The organism is Blastococcus sp. TF02A-26, from assembly GCF_003319125.1.
In the GTDB taxonomy this organism is placed as follows: domain Bacteria; phylum Actinomycetota; class Actinomycetes; order Mycobacteriales; family Geodermatophilaceae; genus Trujillonella.
This window is the reverse complement of sequence record NZ_QOHG01000014.1, coordinates 65,744-84,545: the sequence shown is the minus strand read 5'-3', so window position 1 is coordinate 84,545 and position 18,802 is coordinate 65,744. Positions and strand designations below refer to the sequence as shown.

Sequence of the window (18,802 nt, the reverse complement as noted above, 5' to 3'; positions counted from 1 at the left end):
TCGCCGCAGATCCCGCCCCGCACCCATCGGATCCCTCCTCTCGTGCCGACCCCGGAAACAGACCGGGCGACCCGGGGCGGAGCGGGTCATCCCCTGCGCCGATGGGCGCAGGTCACCGCAGGGAAGGACCTGTACGTGAGCGAAACCACCGACCTCGTCGCCGCGCCCGAGGGCGCCGGTGACGAGGCAACTGCCGCTTCTGGGCAGGCGGGCCGGTCCCGCCGCCGCGGCAGCGGGCTGTCGGGGATGCTGCTGCCCGAGCTGCAGCGCCTGGCGGCCGAACTGGGCATCTCGGGCACCGCCCGGATGCGCAAGGGCGACCTCGTCGCCGCGATCTCCGCCCGCCAGGTGGGCGGCAACGGCGCCGACACGGCCGCCGACACCGCCTCCGATGGCGGCTCGACCGCCGGCGCCCGGGACGGCGTGCCGACCCCCCGCGGCGCCGCGGCCACCGCCGCGCCGCTCGAGGCGCCCATCAGCGGAGGCGCCAACGGCGGCCCGCTGACCACCGCCGACGCGGACACGCCGGCCCAGGCCCCCGTGGAGCAGCCCCGCCGCCGGCGTGCGGCCAGCCGCCCCGCCGGCGCCCCGGCCGCCGACGCGACCGCGACCGAGGAGGGGTCCGCCGACGCGTCCGCGCCGGAGACCGCCGAGCGCGGCGCCCGCACCGACGACGAGCGCGCTGCCCGTGGCGACGACGACCGCGGTCCCCGTGGCGACGACGACCGCGCCCCGCGCGGCGACGACGAGCGCGACGAGGACCGGCCCACCCGCAACCGCGATCGGAACCGCAACCGCGATCGGGACGGGGGCCGCGACGGCGCCCGCGACCGCGGTGAGCGTGCCCCCCGCGACGGCAACCGCGACGGCGGCGAGCGTGCCGCCCGCGACGGCAACCGCGACGGCGGCGAGCGCGCCGCCCGCGACGGCAACCGTGACGGTGGCGAGCGCAACGGGCGTCCCGACAACCGGACCGACGGCAACCGCTCCGAGGGGCGCGTCGACACCCGGGGCCGCGACGACCGCGCCCGCGACGACGAGGACGACGACGACTTCGAGGGCGGCCGCGGTCGCCGGGGCCGTCGCTACCGCGACCGGAACCGCCGCAACGGCCGGGAACGCTTCGACCAGCCGAACGAGCCGACCGTGGGCGAGGACGACGTCCTTCTGCCGGTCGCCGGCATCCTCGACGTGCTGGACAACTACGCGTTCGTCCGCACCTCGGGCTACCTGACCGGCCCGAACGACGTCTACGTGTCGCTGTCGCAGGTCCGCCGCTACGGCCTGCGCCGTGGTGATGCGATCACCGGCGCCGTCCGCCAGCCCCGCGAGGGCGAGCGCAAGGACAAGTACAACGCGCTGGTCCGACTGGACACGGTCAACGGGCTGGACCCCGAGCAGGCCAAGCAGCGACCGGAGTTCACGAAGCTGACCCCGCTCTACCCGCAGGAGCGCCTGCGGCTGGAGACCGAGCCGCAGCAGCTGACCACCCGGGTCATCGACCTGGTCATGCCGATCGGCAAGGGCCAGCGCGCGCTCATCGTCAGCCCGCCCAAGGCCGGCAAGACGATGGTGCTGCAGGCGATCGCCAACGCGATCACGACGAACAACCCCGAGTGCCACCTCATGGTCGTCCTCGTCGACGAGCGGCCCGAGGAGGTCACCGACATGCAGCGGTCGGTGAAGGGCGAGGTCATCGCCTCGACCTTCGACCGCCCGCCGGCCGACCACACCACGGTCGCCGAGCTGTCGATCGAGCGGGCCAAGCGCCTGGTCGAGATGGGCCACGACGTCGTCGTCCTGCTGGACTCGATCACCCGGCTGGGCCGCGCCTACAACCTGGCGGCTCCCGCCAGCGGCCGGATCCTGTCCGGCGGTGTCGACTCCACCGCCCTGTACCCGCCTAAGCGCTTCCTCGGCGCCGCCCGCAACATCGAGAACGGCGGCTCGCTGACCATCATCGCCTCGGCCCTGGTGGAGACCGGGTCCACGATGGACACGGTCATCTTCGAGGAGTTCAAGGGCACCGGGAACGCGGAGATCAAGCTCGACCGCCGGCTGGCGGACAAGCGGATCTTCCCGGCCGTCGACGTCAACGCGTCGGGCACCCGCAAGGAGGAGATCCTCCTCGCGCCCGACGAGCTGGCGATCATCATCAAGCTGCGCCGGGTGCTCGCCGCGCTCGAGCCGCAGCAGGCCATGGAGCTGCTCCAGGACAAGCTGCGCAAGACGCGCAACAACATCGAGTTCCTGATGCAGATCCAGAAGACGACGCTCTCCAGCGGGGAGTAGCCCACCCGGCTGCCGGGCGGGCGCACCGATCGGGGATACTCGACGGTCGACGTACCGCCCGGCAGCCCTGGAATGCCGCACCGGTAGGCGGCGTTCAGACAGACAGCACCGACACCTGCGGAAGAGGTCCACGGCATGAAGCCCGGCATCCACCCCGAGTACCACACCACCACGGTGACCTGTGGTTGCGGGAACACCTTCACCACGAAGAGCACCGTCCCCAGCGGTCAGCTGACCGTCGAGACCTGCTCCGCCTGCCACCCGTTCTACACGGGCAAGCAGCGGATCCTCGACACCGGTGGCCGCGTCGCCCGCTTCGAGAAGCGGTTCGGCAAGCGCGCCGGCTCCAAGGTCAGCGCCGGCGAGTAGCGCTCCCGACGGCGCCCGCGCCCGCCCCTCCGGGGGTGGGGGCGGGCGCCGTCGCCATGTCCGCACCCGGATCCCCACCCCTTCCGAGAGGCCACCGTCATGAGCACTCCCGACGCCGGCACCGACCGGCTGCGCGGGCTGCTCGACGAGCACGCGGCCCTGGAGCTGGAGCTCGCCGACCCGGCGGTGCACGCCGACACCGGCCGCGCCCGCCGGCTGGGACGGCGGTACGCGCAGCTGTCGCCGGTGGTGGAGACCGCCCGCGCGCTGGACCAGGCGCGCGACGACCTGGGCACCGCCCGGGAACTCGCCGCGGAGGACGCCTCGTTCCGCGCCGAGGCCGAGGCGCTGGAGCAGCAGATCGAGGAGCTGACCGGCCGGCTGCGCGAGCAGCTGCTGCCCAAGGACCCCGACGACGACAAGGACGTCATCCTCGAGATCAAGGCGGGGGAGGGCGGCGCGGAGTCCGCGCTGTTCGCCGGCGACCTGCTGCGGATGTACCTGCGCTACGCCGAGCGGCGCGGCTGGGCCACCGACGTGCTCGACGCCGTCGACGCCGAGCTCGGCGGCTACAAGGACGTCGCGGTGGCGATCAAGTCGCGACCGCCCGGTGGCGACGATGGAGCGGGCATCTTCGCCCGGCTGAAGTTCGAGGGCGGTGTGCACCGCGTCCAGCGGGTGCCGGTCACCGAGAGCCAGGGGCGCATCCACACCTCCGCCGTCGGCGTCCTGGTGCTGCCCGAGGCGGAAGAGGTCGACGTCACCGTCGACCCGAACGACCTGCGGATCGACGTGTTCCGGTCCTCCGGCCCCGGCGGGCAGAGCGTCAACACCACGGACTCGGCGGTGCGGATCACCCACCTGCCCAGCGGCATCGTGGTGAGCTCGCAGAACGAGAAGAGCCAGCTGCAGAACAAGGAGTCCGCGCTGCGCGTGCTGCGCTCCCGGCTGCTGGCCGCCGCGCGCGAGGAGGCCGCCGCGACCGCGAGCGACCAGCGCCGCAGTCAGGTCCGCACGGTCGACCGCAGCGAGCGCGTCCGGACCTACAACTTCCCGGAGAACCGGATCTCCGACCACCGGGTCGGCTTCAAGGCGCACAACCTCGACGCCGTCCTCGACGGCGAGCTCGACCCGGTCATCGACGCCCTGAGCAGCGCGCACACCGCCGAGCTGCTGGCGGCCGGCTCCTGAACAGCCGCACGCTGCTCGCCGACGCCGCCCGCCTGCTCGGCGACGCCGGGATCGAGTCCCCGCGGGTGGACGCCGAGCTGCTGCTCGCCCACGCCACGGGCCGCACCCGGGCCGGGCTGCTGACCCTCGACCGGGTCGACGACGACGCCGCGGGCCGGTTCGCCGCCCTCGTCGGGCAGCGGGCCGACCGGGTCCCGCTCCAGCACCTCACCGGTCGCGCGCCGTTCCGGTACCTCGAGCTGGCCGTCGGCCCGGGGGTGTTCGTGCCCCGCCCGGAGACCGAGCAGATCGTGGAGTGGGCCCTGACCCGCCTGGCCGGTGTCCCGGCGCCGGTCGTCGTCGACCTCGGCACGGGATCGGGCGCCATCGCGCTGTCGATCGCCCACGAGCACCCCGGAGCACGCGTGATCGCCGTCGAGCGCGATCCCGACGCCATCGAGTGGACCCGGGTCAACGCCGCCGCGCGCGCCGCCGCCGGGGACCGGCCGGTCGAGGTGCTGTCCGGGGACATGACCGACCCGCGGTTGCTGACCGACCTCGACGGCCGCGTCGACCTCGTCGTCTCCAACCCGCCCTACGTCCCCGACGGTGCCCGGCTGCCCCGCGAGGTCGCCGACCACGACCCGCCGCTGGCGCTGTGGGGCGGACCCGACGGGCTGGACGTCGTCCGCGGCCTGCTGACCACCGCCGCCCGCCTGCTGCGGCCCGGGGGTGCGCTGGGCATCGAGCACGCCGACCAGCAGGGGACCGCCCTGCCCGCGCTGGTGCGCGCGCACGGCGGTTGGGACGACGTCGCCGACCACCCCGACCTCGCGGGGCGGCCCCGGTTCGCCACCGCTCAGCGCGCCGGGCACCACTCCGCGACGTAGCCGGGGTCGTCCGGCGTCGCGACCGCCAGGTCCCGGCGCACGACCGAGACCCCCTCGACGCCCGCCGCGCACGCGGCGGCGAACCCCTCGTCGGTGTACTCGACGTCCAGCACCACGCCGAAGGCCGCGGCGTACGTCGCGCACTCGTCGTGGACGGCGCAGTCCTCGGTGACGGCGAGGTCGAAGCCGAGGTCCGCGCCGGCCAGCTCCGCGGCGTTCTTCTGCGCGATCGCCAGCCCGGCCGCGTGCGCCCGGTCGACCAGGAGCCGGGCCGTCGCCGCGGCGTCGGCCTCGCCGAGCAGACCGCGTGACCGGGTCCAGCTGTCCAGGTTGTCGGCCTCCACCGCGTCGAAGCCGTCCTCGGCGCACCGGTCCAGCCAGGGGCCGACGTGGTCCAGCAGCGCGTCCCGGCGCTCGGCGGTGGAGACGTCGAACAGGTACTCGCCGGGCCAGTCCGGGTCCTCCACCGGCAGCCCCGCGGCGTCGCGCAGCAGGAGTTCGTCGGGCACGTCCGCGCCCGGCTGGCTCTGGAAGGCGTTGACGTAGCAGAGCGAGTAGACGCCGGGTTCCGGGTCGTCGCCCCGGTCGCGCACGACGACGCCGACGCCCTCACCGGGCGGCGCGGCGCCACCGATCTGGTAGTCCCACCGCGCCCCCGGGGGCGGCAGGGCCGGATCGCCCGCCGCGGACCCCGAGCAGGCCGACGCGGCGAGCAGCAGCCCGAGCCCCGCGACCGGCCACCGCACGGCCCGCAGGGTAGGTGGGGGAGACTGACCGGCCGTGGCCGACCTCTACGACTGCTCCGACCCCGACGCCCGCTCCGCCGGGCTCGACGCCGCGGCCGCGGCGATCGGTCGCGGCGAGCTGGTGCTGATGCCCACCGACACCGTCTACGGGGTGGCGGCCGACGCATTCACCCCCGACGCCGTGACCCGGCTGCTGGCGGCGAAGAACCGCGGTCGCGCCATGCCGGTCCCGGTCCTGATCGGCGAGGCCTCGACGCTGGCCGGCCTGGTCGTGACGCTGCCGCCCACCGCCCACCGGCTCGCCGAGGAGTTCTGGCCCGGCGGCCTGACCCTCGTCCTCGAGCACGCGCCGTCCCTGGCCTGGGACCTCGGCGACGCGGAGGGGACCGTCGCCGTCCGCCTGCCCGACGACGAGATCGCCCGCGACCTGCTGCGCCGCACCGGCCCGCTGGCCGTCTCCAGCGCCAACCGGTCCGGCCGGCCGGCGGCCACCGACGCCGCGGGTGCGGTCGAGCAGCTGGGGGAGCGGGCGGCGGTGGTCCTGGACGGCGGGCCGCGCACGGGCTCGGCGGCCAGCACCATCGTGGACTGCACGGCGCCGACTCCGCGGGTGCTGCGGGTGGGAGCCGTGGACGTCGAGCAGCTCCGCGCCGTCGTCCCCGAGCTGACCGACTAGCCGCCTCCGGGGCGTTACCGTGGACCGACCGATGTCGTCCAGCCCGGGAGATCCCGCGATGAGCATCCCCGGCCGCAGCACCCCGCCCGCGCAGCCGCAGGGCGCCGCCTGACCCATGCGCGAGTACCTCGTCGTCCTCCTCACCGCCGGGCTGGTGACCTACCTCGCCACCCCGGTGGTGCGGCTGGCCGCCGTCCGGCTGCGGATGATGGCCGCACCCCGCGAGCGGGACGTGCACGTCATCCCGACGCCGCGCGGCGGGGGAGTGGCGATGTACCTCGGCGTCGCGGCCGCGGTGCTGGTGGCGACCCGGCTGCCGGCGCTGCAGCGGACCTTCGACGACTCCCAGACCGCCGCGGTGCTCGCCGCCGGCGGCCTGATCTGCCTGCTCGGGGTGCTCGACGACAAGTTCGGCCTCGACGCGCTCACCAAGCTGACCGGCCAGATCGCCGCCGCCGGGGTCATGGTGCTGCTGGGTGTGCAGCTGTCGTTCGTCTTCCTGCCGGTCGCCGACCTCGGGACGATCTCGCTGGGCCCGGACGTCGGCGTCCCGCTCACCATCCTGCTGACCGTGCTGACGGTGAACGCGCTCAACTTCATCGACGGCCTGGACGGGCTCGCGGCCGGGGTCTCCGCCATCGCGGCGCTGGCGTTCTTCGCCTACAGCTACAACCTCGGCCTCACCGGCTACGACGACGTCGCCAGCGCCCCGGCGCTGATCACCGCGATGCTGGCCGGTGCCTGCATGGGTTTCCTGCCGCACAACTTCAGCCCGGCGCGGATCTTCATGGGCGACTCGGGCTCCATGCTGGTCGGCCTCATGCTGTCGGCCGCGGCCGTCTCGGCGACGGGGAACGTCGACCCCCAGTCGTTCGACTCCGCCGCCAGCCTGCTCCCGCTCGCCCTGCCGCTGCTGGTGCCGATCGCGGTCCTCTTCATCCCCTTCATCGACCTGCTCATGGCCGTCATCCGGCGGACCCGCCGCGGCCGGTCGCCCTTCTCGCCCGACAAGATGCACCTGCACCACCGGCTGCTGGCGATCGGGCACTCCCACCGTCGCGCGGTGCTGGTCATGTACTTCTGGGCCGCCTCGTTGTCCAGCGGCGCCGTGGCGTTGTCGATCACCGGCGGCCGGGTGGAGCTGCTCGCGGCGATCGGCGCGCTGCTGGTGGTCGGCGTGGTCGTCGTCCTGGCCCCGCGGACCCGCCGGGCCGCCCGGGAGGCGCGTGCCGCGGAGCTGCTGGCCCAGCGCTCGCGCAGCCGGGCCGCGCACCCGACGGCCCGCGCGGTCCGCTCGCCCGATCCCGGCCCACGTGTGCACCCCGCTCCCGCTCCCGCCCCGCCGCCCCCCGGCACCGAACAGGTGGTCCGATGAACGCCGCATCCCGAGAGACGTCCCCCCGGATGCCCGCCGAGGAGGCGGGCTGGGACGTGTCGTTCCTCCGCGTCGGCGCGCTGGCCACCGGCGCGGTGACCGCCGTCGCCGCGCCGGTCACGGGCCTGGTCGCGGGCTGGGACGCCGCCCTCGGGGTCGTGCTGGGAGCGGTCGTGGTGACCGCGTTCTTCGTGGTCAGCGGCGTGGTCGTGGCCTGGGCGGGCCGGATCGACGACGCCTTCACGCTGCCCGCGGCGATGGGCGCGTTCTTCGTCAAGGCGATCGTGCTCTTCGGCCTGCTGAACGCGCTGCCCGAGGACGGGTGGCTCGACCGGCTCACGCTCGCCTGGTCGGTGATCGTCGGCGCGCTGCTGTGGAGCGCCGTCCAGCTGCGCTGGGTGTGGACCCGCCCGCTCTACTACGTGCAGCCCCCGCGCCCCCCCGCGTCGTGACGCGGGCACCCGTACGGGTGGTGCTGGGGAGCCGGGCCCCGTACCCCGAAAGCCCCACGACACACGGCTGATAGTGTCCGGAACCGATGGCCGAGGACGACCCGAGACCTGGGTCCGCACGGCCCCCGACTGCGAAGCCGACCAGCGGTGGTAGCGGTGCCGAGACCGGATACGCGGTCATCGGGACGCTGATCTCCGGGATGGCCGTGTGGGGCGGGGCCGGGTGGCTGCTCGACCAGTGGGTGGACACGCGAGTGTTCTTCCCGGTCGGCATCATCCTCGGCATGGCGGTGGCGATCTACGTGGTCGTCCTGCGGTTCGGCGGTCTGCCCTCACCATCGGGGGCCGCGCACAGCAGCACCAGGCACACCAGCACCACCCAGGGCGGACGACGGAGCCGGCCCAGGACGCAGAAGGGACAACGGTGACCTCCAGCGCCCAGACGCTCGGGACCGTGCTCGCGGTCGAGTCCGGCGGCGGCGACGGCTTCCAGGCCCCCGGTCTCGGTGAGTTCTACCCGGAGACGGTGGCCGAGTTCTCCCTCCTCGGCGTCGACTTCGCGATCACCCGCATCACGATCATCCTCTGGATCGCGACGGCGCTGATGCTCGCGTTCGTGATCGCGGCGTCGCGCAAGCCGCAGATCGTGCCGGGCAAGCTGCAGTTCGTCGGGGAGAGCGGCTACTCGCTGGTCCGCGACGGCATCGCCCGGGACGTGGTCGGCCCCAAGGGCATCCCGTTCGCGCCGTTCCTCGCCGCGCTGTTCTTCTTCATCCTCTTCAACAACTTCATGGCGATCGTGCCGTTCGCGCAGATCTCGCCGATGTCGAAGTTCGCCTTCCCGCTGGTGCTGGCCGGGATCTGCTGGGTCCTCTACATCTACATCGGGATCCGCGAGCAGGGCGCCGGGAAGTACTTCAAGGACATCCTGTTCCTGCCCGGCGTGCCCAAGCCGATGTACATCCTGGTCACCCCGATCGAGATCCTGCAGAACTTCGTGGTGCGGCCGTTCACCCTGGCGGTCCGGCTCTTCGCGAACATGTTCGCCGGCCACATGCTGCTGGTCGTCTTCTCCCTCGGTGCGGTCTACCTCTTCCAGGTGGGCAACTACTCGGTGGTCTTCGGCCCGATCTCCGCGCTGATGGCGATCGTGATGACCTTCTTCGAGCTGCTGGTCATCTTCCTGCAGGCCTACGTCTTCACCGTCCTGATGGGCACCTACCTCAACGGGTCCATCGAGGCGGAGCACTGAGCACCGAGCACTGAGTCCCGGCCGGAGCCGGGACCACCCCTGAACTGCACCACCCGCACCACCCCCGAAAGCCGCCCGGCAGACGCCGGGCGACGACACAGGAGGATCACCTCGCATGGACCTGTTGGCAGAGCTGACCGGCAGCATCGGTTCGGTGGGCTACGGCCTCGCCGCGATCGGCCCCGGCATCGGTGTGGGCATCGTGTGGGCGGCCTACATCCAGGCCACCGCGCGTCAGCCCGAGTCCGCCGGCCTGACCCGTACCTACGCCTTCCTCGGCTTCGCGCTCTCCGAGGCGCTGGCGCTGATCGGCTTCGTCGTCCCCTTCGTCTTCGGCATCTGATCCGTACGCCCTGATCCGTATGCCTCAGTACGGGCACCGACCCCAGACAGGGACACTGAGACCATGAGCATCCTCGCTGCGGAGAGTGAGAACCCACTCCTGCCGCCGGTCGGCGAGATCATCATCGGGCTGATCGCCTTCGCGATCGTGCTCCTGGTGTTCTTCAAGTTCGTCGCGCCGCGGTTCGAGCAGGTCTTCCGGGCTCGTCGTGAGGCGATCGAGGGCGGGATCGAGCGGGCCGAGGCGATGCAGGCCGAGGCGAAGGCGGCGCTGGAGCAGTACCGCGCCCAGCTGGCCGAGGCCCGTACCGAGGCCGCGCAGATCCGTGACCAGGCCCGGGCCGAGGGGCAGCAGATCCTCGAGGAGCTGCGCACCCAGGCCCAGGAGGAGTCGGCCCGGATCGTCGCCCGCGGGGAGGAGCAGCTCGCGGCATCCCGCCAGCAGGTCCTCAACGAGCTGCGGACGCACATCGGCACCCTCGCCGTCGACCTCGCCGGCCGGGTGGTCGGCGAGTCCCTCGACGACGAGGCCCGCCGTCGCGGCACCGTCGACCGGTTCCTCGACCAGCTCGAGGGCATGGCCGACGGTCGCGCCGGGGCAACCGTCCCCGAGGGCAGCCGCTGATGGACGCCGCCAGTCGCGCAGCCATCGCCGAGGCACGCGAGCGCCTCGGCGAGCTGACCCGGCCGGCGTCGGGTCTGCTCGAGCGGGCGCGCGACCGGGTGACCGGTCAGCCGCGCGCGGTCACCGCGGAGGACCTCGTCGGCCTGGCCGACGAGCTCTTCGCCGTGGCCCGTCTGCTCGACGCCCAGCCGTCGCTGCGGCGCGCGCTGTCGGACCCGGCGGGCAAGCCGGCCGACCGCGCCGCCCTGGCGCAGCGGCTGTTCGCCGGCAAGGTCTCCGGCCCGGCGCTCGACCTCGTCGAGACGCTCGCCCGGCAGCGCTGGTCGCGGCCGTTCGACCTCATCGAGGCGGCCGAGACCCTCGCCACCGAGGCGGCGCTCGACGCCGCCGACGTGCGCGGCGAGCTGGAGGGCGTGGAGGACGAGCTCTTCCGCTTCGGCCGCATCGTCGCCGGCGACCCCGAGCTGACCCGCATCCTGAGCGACCGCAGCGCCCCCGCTGCCGGCAAGAGCGCGCTCCTCGACCGGCTGCTGGCCGGCCGGGTCAGCCCGATCACCGAGCAGCTGCTGCGGAACCACCTGACCCGGCCCACCGTTGCCAACGCGGAGACGGCGATCGAGCGGCTCTCCGAGGTGGCCTCGCGCCGCCGCGGTCAGTCGGTCGCCCACGTCACCGCCGCCGCCCCGCTCACCGCGACGCAGGAGCAGCGGCTGGCCGACGTGCTCGGCCGGGTCTACGGCCGCGCCATCGGGCTGCAGGTGACCGTCGACCCCGCCGTTCTCGGGGGCCTGGTCATCCGCGTCGGTGACGAGGTCATCGACGGGAGCGTCCTGCGCCGCCTCGACGAGGCCGGCCGCCGCCTCGTCGGCTGATCGACCGCCACCCCCACCAGCCCGCAACACTGACACGACCCGCAGGGAAGAGGACGCGAGCCATGGCCGAGCTGACGATCTCCGCAGACGAGATCCGCAGTGCCATCCAGAACTACGTCACCGAGTACTCCCCGGACGTCTCCCGGGAAGAGGTCGGGATCGTCACCGAGGCCGGCGACGGCATCGCCCGTGTCGAGGGCCTGCCCTCGGTCATGACCAACGAGCTGCTCGAGTTCGAGAGCGGCGTGCGTGGTCTGGCGCTGAACCTCGACGTGCGCGAGGTCGGTGTCGTCATCCTCGGTGACTTCGCCGGCATCGAGGAGGGCCAGCAGGTCCGCCGCACGGGCGAGGTCCTCTCCGTGCCGGTCGGCGAGGGCTACCTCGGCCGCGTCGTGGACCCGCTGGGCAACCCGATCGACGGTGGCGGCGCCATCGCGACCTCCGGCCGCCGCGCGCTGGAGCTCCAGGCCCCGACCGTCGTCCAGCGGAAATCGGTGCACGAGCCGCTGCAGACCGGCATCAAGGCCATCGACGCCATGACGCCGATCGGCCGCGGCCAGCGCCAGCTGATCATCGGCGACCGGCAGACCGGCAAGACGGCGATCGCCATCGACGCGATCATCAACCAGAAGCAGGCCTGGGCCACCGGCGACCCGGCGCAGCAGGTCCGCTGCATCTACGTCGCCGTCGGCCAGAAGGGCTCGACGATCGCCTCGATCCGTTCGGCCCTCGAGGAGGCCGGCGCGATGGAGTACACGACCATCGTGGCCGCCCCCGCCTCCGAGGCCGCGGGCTTCAAGTACATCGCCCCCTACACCGGCTCGGCCATCGGCCAGCACTGGATGTACGAGGGCAAGCACGTCCTGATCGTCTTCGACGACCTGACCAAGCAGGCCGAGGCCTACCGCGCGGTCTCGCTGCTGCTGCGCCGTCCGCCGGGCCGCGAGGCCTACCCCGGCGACGTCTTCTACCTGCACTCCCGCCTGCTGGAGCGCTGCGCGAAGCTCTCCGACGAGCTGGGCGCCGGTTCGATGACGGGTCTCCCGCTCATCGAGACCAAGGGCAACGACGTGTCGGCCTACATCCCGACCAACGTCATCTCGATCACCGACGGGCAGATCTTCCTCGAGACCGGTCTGTTCAACTCCGGTGTCCGCCCCGCCATCAACGTCGGCATCTCGGTGTCGCGGGTCGGTGGCTCGGCGCAGATCAAGGCGATGAAGTCGGTCGCCGGCCGCCTGCGGCTGGACCTGGCCCAGTTCCGCGAGCTCGAGGCGTTCTCCTCGTTCTCCTCGGACCTGGACGCCGCCAGCCGGGCGACCCTGGACCGCGGTCAGCGCCTGGTGGAGCTGCTCAAGCAGGGGCAGTACAGCCCCTTCCCGGTCGAGAAGCAGGTCGTCTCGCTGTGGCTGGGCACCACCGGCAAGCTCGACAAGGTCCCGGTCAGCGAGGTGCGCCGCTTCGAGTCGGAGTTCCTCGACTACGTGGGCCGCAGCGAGCCCGGCGTCTACGACGGGATCCGCACCTCGCGGGCCCTGGGTGACGACGCCGTGGCCGGCCTGGAGCGGGCGGTCGAGGCCTTCTACGGCCAGTTCCAGCTCTCCGACGGCGGCACCCTGAACGAGCCCGAGGCCGAGGCCATGGACGCCTCGGAGCGTGGCCAGGAGCGCGTCCAGGTCAAGCGGAGCGCCTGACCGATGGCAGGGAACCTCCGCGCGCTGCGGCGCCGCATCCGCTCCACCAAGTCGACGAAGAAGATCTTCTCGGCCCAGGAGCTGATCGCCGGTGCCCGCATCGTGCGCGCCCAGGCCCGGGTGGAGGCCTCCAAGCCCTACGCCCGGGAGATCACGCGGGTGCTGTCGGCGCTGGCGTCCTCGGCGTCGCTGGACCACCCGCTGCTCACCGAGCGGGAGAACCCGCGGCGTGCGGCGGTCCTGGTCATCACCTCCGACCGCGGGTTCGCCGGCTCCTACAACGTCAACGTCCTGCGCCGCACCGAGGAACTGCTCTCGCTGCTGCGCCAGGAGGGCAAGGAGCCGGTGCTCTACGTCGTCGGCCGCAAGGGCGAGACCTACTACCGGTTCCGCAACCGGGAGATGGCCGAGACCTTCACCGGCTTCTCGGAGCAGCCGGCCTACACCGACGCCCAGGAGGTCGGCCGCGCGCTCATCGACGTCTTCACCGCCGGTGAGGACGACGACGAGACCGGCGGTGCCGGTGCCGACGGCGTGCTCGGCGTGGACGAGCTGCACATCGTCTACACCGAGTTCCGGTCGCTGCTCGCCCAGGTCCCGGTCGCCAAGCGGATGGCTCCGCTGGAGGTCGAGGAGGTCGAGGAGTTCGACTACGAGCGGGAGGACCGGGAGGCCGGCCGCACCGCCGACTCCGGCGTCCCGACGTCGTACGAGTTCGAGCCGTCGGCGGAGTCGCTGCTCGACGCGCTGCTGCCGAAGTACGTCACCACCCGCATCTACGCGGCGATGCTCGAGTCCGCGGCCTCGGAGTCGGCGTCGCGGCGGCGGGCGATGAAGTCGGCCTCGGACAACGCCGAGGAGCTGGCGAAGAACCTCGCCCGGCAGGCCAACCAGATCCGCCAGGCAGACATCACCCAGGAGATCAGCGAGATCGTCGGCGGGTCCGACGCGCTGGTCGCCGCCAACGCAGACGACTGACCCAGAGCAGGAGAGTTCTCCCATGACCGTCACCGAGGACCGTCCGACCACCCAGGCGACCGGCCGCGTCGTCCGGGTCACCGGGCCGGTCGTCGACGTCGAGTTCCCCCGCGACGCGATGCCCGACCTGTTCAACGCCCTCGAGGTCGAGGTCACCCTCGCCGACCTGGGCAAGAAGCTGACCCTCGAGGTCGCCCAGCACCTGGGCGACAACGTGGTCCGCACCATCTCGATGCAGCCGACCGACGGCCTGATCCGTGGCGCGCAGGTGTCCGACACCGGCCGGCCGATCTCGGTGCCCGTCGGCGACGTCACCAAGGGCCACGTGTTCAACGCCCTCGGCGAGTGCCTCGACCAGCCGGGTCACGCGGCCGACGCCCTGCACTGGGGCATCCACCGCAACCCGCCGCGGTTCGACCAGCTCGAGGGTCGCACCGAGATGCTCGAGACCGGCATCAAGGTCATCGACCTGCTGACGCCCTACGTGGCCGGCGGGAAGATCGGCCTGTTCGGTGGCGCCGGTGTGGGCAAGACGGTGCTCATCCAGGAGATGATCCGCCGCGTCGCCCAGGAGTTCGGTGGTGTGTCGGTGTTCGCCGGTGTCGGCGAGCGCACCCGTGAGGGCAACGACCTCATCGCGGAGATGACCGAGTCCGGCGTCATCGAGTCCACCGCCCTGGTCTTCGGCCAGATGGACGAGCCGCCGGGCACCCGCCTGCGGGTCGCGCTGTCGGCGCTGACGATGGCGGAGTACTTCCGCGACGAGCAGAACCAGGACGTGCTGCTCTTCATCGACAACATCTTCCGGTTCACCCAGGCCGGCTCCGAGGTCTCCACGCTGCTGGGCCGCATGCCCTCGGCCGTGGGTTACCAGCCGACCCTGGCCGACGAGATGGGCCAGCTGCAGGAGCGGATCACCTCGACCCGGGGCCGGTCCATCACCTCGCTGCAGGCGATCTACGTGCCCGCCGACGACATCACCGACCCGGCGCCGCACACCACCTTCGCCCACCTGGACGCCACGACGAACCTGTCGCGGCCCATCTCGGAGAAGGGCATCTACCCGGCCGTGGACCCGCTGGACTCCACCAGCCGGATCCTCGACCCGCAGTACGTCGGGCAGGAGCACTACCAGGTCGCGCAGCGGGTCAAGCAGATCCTCCAGCGCTACCAGGAGCTGCAGGACATCATCGCCATCCTCGGCATCGACGAGCTCGGCGAGGAGGACAAGGTCACGGTGAACCGTGCCCGGCGCATCGAGCGCTTCCTCTCGCAGAACATGTTCGTGGCCGAGGCCTTCACCGGTCAGCCCGGTTCGTTCGTGCCGCTGTCGGAGACCCTCGAGGCGTTCAAGGCGCTCACCGAGGGCACCTACGACCACGTGCCGGAGCAGGCCTTCTTCATGTGCGGTGGGCTCGAGGACCTCGAGCGCAACGCCGACAAGCTGAAGAAGGGCTGACCCGCCCGAACGGTCGCGACGGCCGGGATCCCCCATGGGGGTCCCGGCCGTCGTCGTTCCCGGACCCCTCGGTTCCGCTCGTCGAGGATGCACCGGGCGGTCAGGGTGGCCGCCGGGAGAGCGAGGGCACGGGTGGACGACGCACCGGGACACGACGACGCCTGGCGCCGGCCGGGGGCGCAGGACGCGTCGGCCGGCGGGGACGCCGTCCGGTCCCCGCACGGGACCCCGGCGGGGCCGGGAGCGTCCGGCTGGGCCGCACCCGTCCTCCCGCCACCGGGGCCTCGTCGTCACCGCCGTCTCCGTGTGCGCACTGGCCGTGGGTGCCCGGGGCGGAGGTCGCCGCGGAGCGCCGCCACGGTCGCCGACCTCGACGCCCGCTCCGCCGACCTGGACGGCCGCGAGGCAGCCGTGGCCGCCCGGGAGGATGCCGTGACGGTGCTGGAGCGGCAGGCGGTCGACGGGAGCATCTCCGGTGACGGCATCCCCATGGTGGGGTCCGAGGTCGCGCCCGGCACCTACCGGGCACAGGACCCGGGCGAGCTCTGCTACCGGGAGCGGCTGTCCGGCCTGTCAGGGGACTTCGGGGACCTGATCAGCGACGGCCTCGGGACGGCCGACGCTGCGGTGACGATCTCGGGGTCGGACGTCGCCTTCTCGACGGACGGCTGCGGCACCTGGGCGCGGATCGGCTGACGCCCGGTCGGGTGGCAGCGGGGCGGGCGGCGTCCGGGCGTGTCGGCCGCGCCGTTAGAGTGGCCGTGACCCGTCGCCGTGTCCCTCCGGGACCGGCGCCCGTTGGCCGCCTCCTGGCGGTGCACCCCGAGGAGTGACGTGGCGACCCTGCAGGTCGAGTTGGTGGCCGTCGAGCGGACGATCTGGTCCGGCGAGGCGAGCATGGTCATCGCCCGCACCACCGAGGGTGAGCTCGGCGTCCTGCCCGGACACGCGCCGCTCCTGGGTCAGCTGGCCGACGGTGGCGTCGTCACCATCCGCACCACCGAGGGCGAGGACCTGGTCGTCGCCGCGCACGGTGGCTTCCTCTCCGTGTCGCAGCAGGGGGTCTCGATCCTCGCCGAGACGGCGGAGATCTCCCGCGAGATCGACGTCGAGCGGGCCCGCGAGGCCCTGCGCCGCGCCGAGTCCGAGGGCGACGACCCCGAGGCGCTGGCCGCGGCCCGGCGGGCCCAGAGCCGGCTGCGCGCCGCCGGCCAGGAGGCCTGAGCTCCCTGCCGGACGTCGCACCGCACCCCCGGCTCCCGGAACGGGCCCCATGACCACCGCCCTCCTGGTGCTGGTCGGGGTGCTGCTGCTCGTCCTGGTCGTGGCGTTCCTGCTGCGCCGGAGATTCCTGCTCTCCGGCCTCGGCGCGGTCACCATGTGGCTGCGGCCCGGGGGCTCGTCGCGCTGGTCGGTGGGCGTCGCCTGGTACGGCGGAGACGCGCTGCTCTGGTACCGCGCCATCTCCCTGTCGGTCCGCCCTCAGCACCGGCTGTGCCGGGCCGAGCTCCAGATCGAGGGACGGCGCGCGGCCGGGCGCGACGATGTCGCGCTCCCCGAGGACGTCGTCGTCCTCTCGTGCTCGACCGCCGCCGGACCGCGGGACCTCGCGATGGACCCGTCGACGGTGACCGGGTTCCTGTCCTGGGTGGAGTCGGCCCCCCGCGGACGCTGAGTCCGGCCCGCCGGGGACCTAGCGCCCGCCGCCGGGCTGCCAGAGGACGTCGCCGCCGGGGTTGGCGACCCGGGCGAGGATGAAGAGCAGGTCCGACAGCCGGTTGAGGTAGCGGGCGGTCTCCGGGTTCGTCCGGTCCGGGTCGGCCTGCAGCAGCGCCCAGACGCTGCGCTCCGCCCGGCGGGCCACCGTTCGGGCCTGGTGCAGCAGCGCCCCCAGCGGGGTGCCGCCGGGGAGGATGAAGCTGGTCAGCGCCGCGAGCCGCTCGTTGTGCTCGTCGCAGGCCGCCTCCAGCCGCGCGGTGTACTCCGCGGTGACCCGCAGCGGCGGGTGCGCCGGGTCCGGCACGATCGGCGTCGACAGGTCGGCCCCGACGTCGAACAGGTCGTTCTGCACGCCGCGCAGCAGCACCGCGAGGTCCTCGGGCGGGCTGCCCAGTGCCAGGGCCACGCCGAGCACGCTGTTGGTCTCGTCCACGTCGGCGTAGGCGACCAGCCGCGGGTCGGTCTTGGCCACCCGGCTCATGTCGCCGAGGTGGGTCTGCCCCGCGTCACCGGTGCGGGTGTAGATGCGGGTCAGCCGGACGGTCATGCGGCAGAGCCTAAGCGCGCGCCCCGACGGGTGGTCGCGAGCCGCCGTAGGGTGATCACGTGGAGTGCTTCGAGGTCACCGGCGGTACCGCGCTCGCCGGGCGGGTCCGGGTGACCGGGGCCAAGAACAGCGCCCTCAAGCTCATGGCGGCCGCGCTGCTCGCGCCCGGCCGGACCACCATCGACGAGGTCCCCGACATCCTGGACGTCGCGATCATGAGCGAGGTCCTGCGGCGGCTGGGCTGCGGCGTCACCTACGAGCGGATGCCCGGCACCGGCGGTGGCGGCCGGGTCACCATCGACGTCCCCGAGCAGCCGGGCACGGAGACCGACTACGACCTGGTGCGCAAGATGCGTGCCTCGATCAGCGTGCTCGGCCCGCTGGTCGCCCGGTGCGGTAGCGCCCGCGTCGCGCTGCCCGGCGGCGACGCGATCGGCTCCCGCGGCCTGGACATGCACATCTCCGGCCTGGAGCGGCTCGGCGCCACCATCGACAGCGAGCACGGCTTCCTCGTCGCCACCGCGCCCCGCCTGGTGGGGACGACGATCTGGCTGGACTTCCCGTCGGTGGGCGCCACCGAGAACCTCGTGATGGCGGCGGTGCTGGCCCAGGGGACGACCGTCGTCGACAACGCCGCACGGGAGCCGGAGATCGCCGACCTCTGCGCGATGCTCAACGCCATGGGCGCCCGCATCGACGGCGCCGGCACCTCGACGATCACCGTCGAGGGCGTGACCGCCATGCACCCGGTCTCGTACACGACCGTCACCGACCGGATCGTCGCCGGGACGTGGGCGATCGGCGCGGTGATGACCCGGGGCGACGTCGTCATCGAGCGGGCGGTGCCCGAGCACCTGACCGTCGCGCTGGACAAGCTGGTCGACGCCGGGGCCACGGTCGAGGTGGTGCCCGACGGGCTGCGGGTCGCGATGGCCGACCGCCCGCGCTGCGTCGACGTCGTCACCCTGCCGTTCCCCGGCTTCCCGACCGACCTGCAGCCGATGGCGGTCGCGCTGGCCGCGGTGTCCTCGGGGACGGCGCTCATCACCGAGAACGTGTTCGAGGGTCGGTTCATGTTCGTCAACGAGCTGGTGCGGCTCGGGGCGCACGTGCGGATCGACGGTCACCACGCCGTCGTCCGGGGCCGGGAGCGGCTGTCCAGCGCGCCGGTGCAGGCCACCGACATCCGGGCCGGCGCGGGCCTGGTGCTCGCCGGCCTGGTGTCCGACGGCGTCACCGAGGTGGCCGAGGTGCACCACGTCGACCGCGGCTACCCCGACTTCGTCGACCAGCTGCGCGGGCTCGGCGCGACGATCGAGCGGGTGACCCGGCCGGCCCAGTAGC

General features: G+C 73.2%; 21 protein-coding genes. 19 read left to right on the top strand and 2 right to left on the bottom strand.

Annotated features, from left to right (window positions below; translation table 11 throughout):
* Window positions 1-246: 246 nt before the first annotated feature.
* From rho to prmC, 4 genes are all read left to right on the top strand, one after another.
* A complete protein-coding gene (gene rho / locus DQ240_RS16085; RefSeq protein WP_369832014.1) occupies window positions 247-2,292 on the top strand; it encodes a transcription termination factor Rho in 2,046 nt (681 codons plus the stop codon).
* A gap of 135 nt (window positions 2,293-2,427) precedes the next feature.
* Window positions 2,428-2,661: a 50S ribosomal protein L31 gene (gene rpmE / locus DQ240_RS16080; RefSeq protein ID WP_113840629.1), complete on the top strand. Its 234-nt coding sequence runs from the start codon at window positions 2,428-2,430 to the stop codon at window positions 2,659-2,661.
* Between the two features lie 99 nt (window positions 2,662-2,760).
* Window positions 2,761-3,852: a peptide chain release factor 1 gene (gene prfA, locus DQ240_RS16075; protein WP_113840628.1), complete on the top strand. Its 1,092-nt coding sequence runs from the start codon at window positions 2,761-2,763 to the stop codon at window positions 3,850-3,852.
* Entirely contained in the window at window positions 3,849-4,721 is an 873-nt protein-coding gene (gene prmC, locus DQ240_RS16070; RefSeq protein WP_113840681.1) for a peptide chain release factor N(5)-glutamine methyltransferase, read from the top strand. The genes prfA and prmC overlap by 4 nt, the downstream gene beginning before the upstream one ends.
* Here the strand turns inward: prmC and DQ240_RS16065 are convergent.
* Window positions 4,691-5,467: an endo alpha-1,4 polygalactosaminidase gene (locus DQ240_RS16065; protein ID WP_233498765.1), complete on the bottom strand. Its 777-nt coding sequence runs from the start codon at window positions 5,465-5,467 to the stop codon at window positions 4,691-4,693. The genes prmC and DQ240_RS16065 overlap by 31 nt on opposite strands.
* A 34-nt stretch (window positions 5,468-5,501) precedes the next feature.
* Between DQ240_RS16065 and DQ240_RS16060 the strand changes: the two genes are divergently transcribed.
* The 14 genes from DQ240_RS16060 (at window position 5,502) to DQ240_RS15995 (ending at window position 16,867) form a co-directional block, all read left to right on the top strand.
* Window positions 5,502-6,143 (top strand): L-threonylcarbamoyladenylate synthase, encoded by a 642-nt coding sequence (locus DQ240_RS16060; protein WP_113840626.1) that lies wholly within the window; start codon window positions 5,502-5,504, stop codon window positions 6,141-6,143.
* A gap of 115 nt (window positions 6,144-6,258) precedes the next feature.
* On the top strand, window positions 6,259-7,518 hold the full coding sequence (locus DQ240_RS16055; protein WP_233498764.1) for a glycosyltransferase family 4 protein: 1,260 nt from the start codon (window positions 6,259-6,261) through the stop codon (window positions 7,516-7,518).
* 29 nt (window positions 7,519-7,547) lie between these two features.
* On the top strand, window positions 7,548-7,970 hold the full coding sequence (locus tag DQ240_RS16050) for a hypothetical protein (RefSeq protein ID WP_113840625.1): 423 nt from the start codon (window positions 7,548-7,550) through the stop codon (window positions 7,968-7,970).
* Window positions 7,971-8,170: 200 nt separating this feature from the next.
* Window positions 8,171-8,398, top strand: coding sequence for a hypothetical protein (locus DQ240_RS16045; protein WP_233498763.1), 228 nt, complete (start codon window positions 8,171-8,173; stop codon window positions 8,396-8,398).
* Window positions 8,395-9,222: a F0F1 ATP synthase subunit A gene (atpB, locus tag DQ240_RS16040; protein ID WP_113840623.1), complete on the top strand. Its 828-nt coding sequence runs from the start codon at window positions 8,395-8,397 to the stop codon at window positions 9,220-9,222. The genes DQ240_RS16045 and atpB overlap by 4 nt, the downstream gene beginning before the upstream one ends.
* 115 nt (window positions 9,223-9,337) lie before the next feature.
* On the top strand, window positions 9,338-9,565 hold the full coding sequence (gene atpE, locus DQ240_RS16035) for an ATP synthase F0 subunit C (protein ID WP_089402402.1): 228 nt from the start codon (window positions 9,338-9,340) through the stop codon (window positions 9,563-9,565).
* Between the two features lie 63 nt (window positions 9,566-9,628).
* On the top strand, window positions 9,629-10,189 hold the full coding sequence (locus tag DQ240_RS16030; RefSeq protein ID WP_113840622.1) for a F0F1 ATP synthase subunit B: 561 nt from the start codon (window positions 9,629-9,631) through the stop codon (window positions 10,187-10,189).
* The gene (locus tag DQ240_RS16025; protein WP_113840621.1) at window positions 10,189-11,061 is read left to right on the top strand and encodes a F0F1 ATP synthase subunit delta; all 873 of its coding nucleotides are present in this window, start codon (window positions 10,189-10,191) and stop codon (window positions 11,059-11,061) included. Before DQ240_RS16030 ends, DQ240_RS16025 begins: the two co-directional genes overlap by 1 nt.
* 62 nt (window positions 11,062-11,123) lie before the next feature.
* Complete coding sequence (gene atpA / locus DQ240_RS16020) at window positions 11,124-12,755, top strand: F0F1 ATP synthase subunit alpha (protein ID WP_113840620.1); 1,632 nt, start codon at window positions 11,124-11,126, stop codon at window positions 12,753-12,755.
* 3 nt (window positions 12,756-12,758) lie between these two features.
* Window positions 12,759-13,733 (top strand): F0F1 ATP synthase subunit gamma, encoded by a 975-nt coding sequence (locus DQ240_RS16015; protein WP_113840619.1) that lies wholly within the window; start codon window positions 12,759-12,761, stop codon window positions 13,731-13,733.
* Window positions 13,734-13,755: 22 nt separating this feature from the next.
* A complete protein-coding gene (atpD, locus tag DQ240_RS16010) occupies window positions 13,756-15,192 on the top strand; it encodes a F0F1 ATP synthase subunit beta (protein ID WP_113840618.1) in 1,437 nt (478 codons plus the stop codon).
* 432 nt (window positions 15,193-15,624) lie between these two features.
* Entirely contained in the window at window positions 15,625-15,888 is a 264-nt protein-coding gene (locus DQ240_RS16005; protein WP_147262007.1) for a hypothetical protein, read from the top strand.
* 138 nt (window positions 15,889-16,026) lie between these two features.
* A complete protein-coding gene (locus DQ240_RS16000; protein ID WP_113840616.1) occupies window positions 16,027-16,416 on the top strand; it encodes a F0F1 ATP synthase subunit epsilon in 390 nt (129 codons plus the stop codon).
* Window positions 16,417-16,465: 49 nt separating this feature from the next.
* Entirely contained in the window at window positions 16,466-16,867 is a 402-nt protein-coding gene (locus DQ240_RS15995; protein ID WP_113840615.1) for a DUF2550 domain-containing protein, read from the top strand.
* Window positions 16,868-16,885: 18 nt separating this feature from the next.
* Here the strand turns inward: DQ240_RS15995 and DQ240_RS15990 are convergent, their stop codons facing one another.
* Window positions 16,886-17,458 (bottom strand): cob(I)yrinic acid a,c-diamide adenosyltransferase, encoded by a 573-nt coding sequence (locus tag DQ240_RS15990; protein WP_113840614.1) that lies wholly within the window; start codon window positions 17,456-17,458, stop codon window positions 16,886-16,888.
* A gap of 59 nt (window positions 17,459-17,517) precedes the next feature.
* On the opposite strand from DQ240_RS15990, the gene murA reads away from it, so the two are divergent.
* Entirely contained in the window at window positions 17,518-18,801 is a 1,284-nt protein-coding gene (murA, locus tag DQ240_RS15985) for a UDP-N-acetylglucosamine 1-carboxyvinyltransferase (RefSeq protein WP_113840613.1), read from the top strand.
* The last annotated feature ends 1 nt before the right edge of the window (window position 18,802 follow it).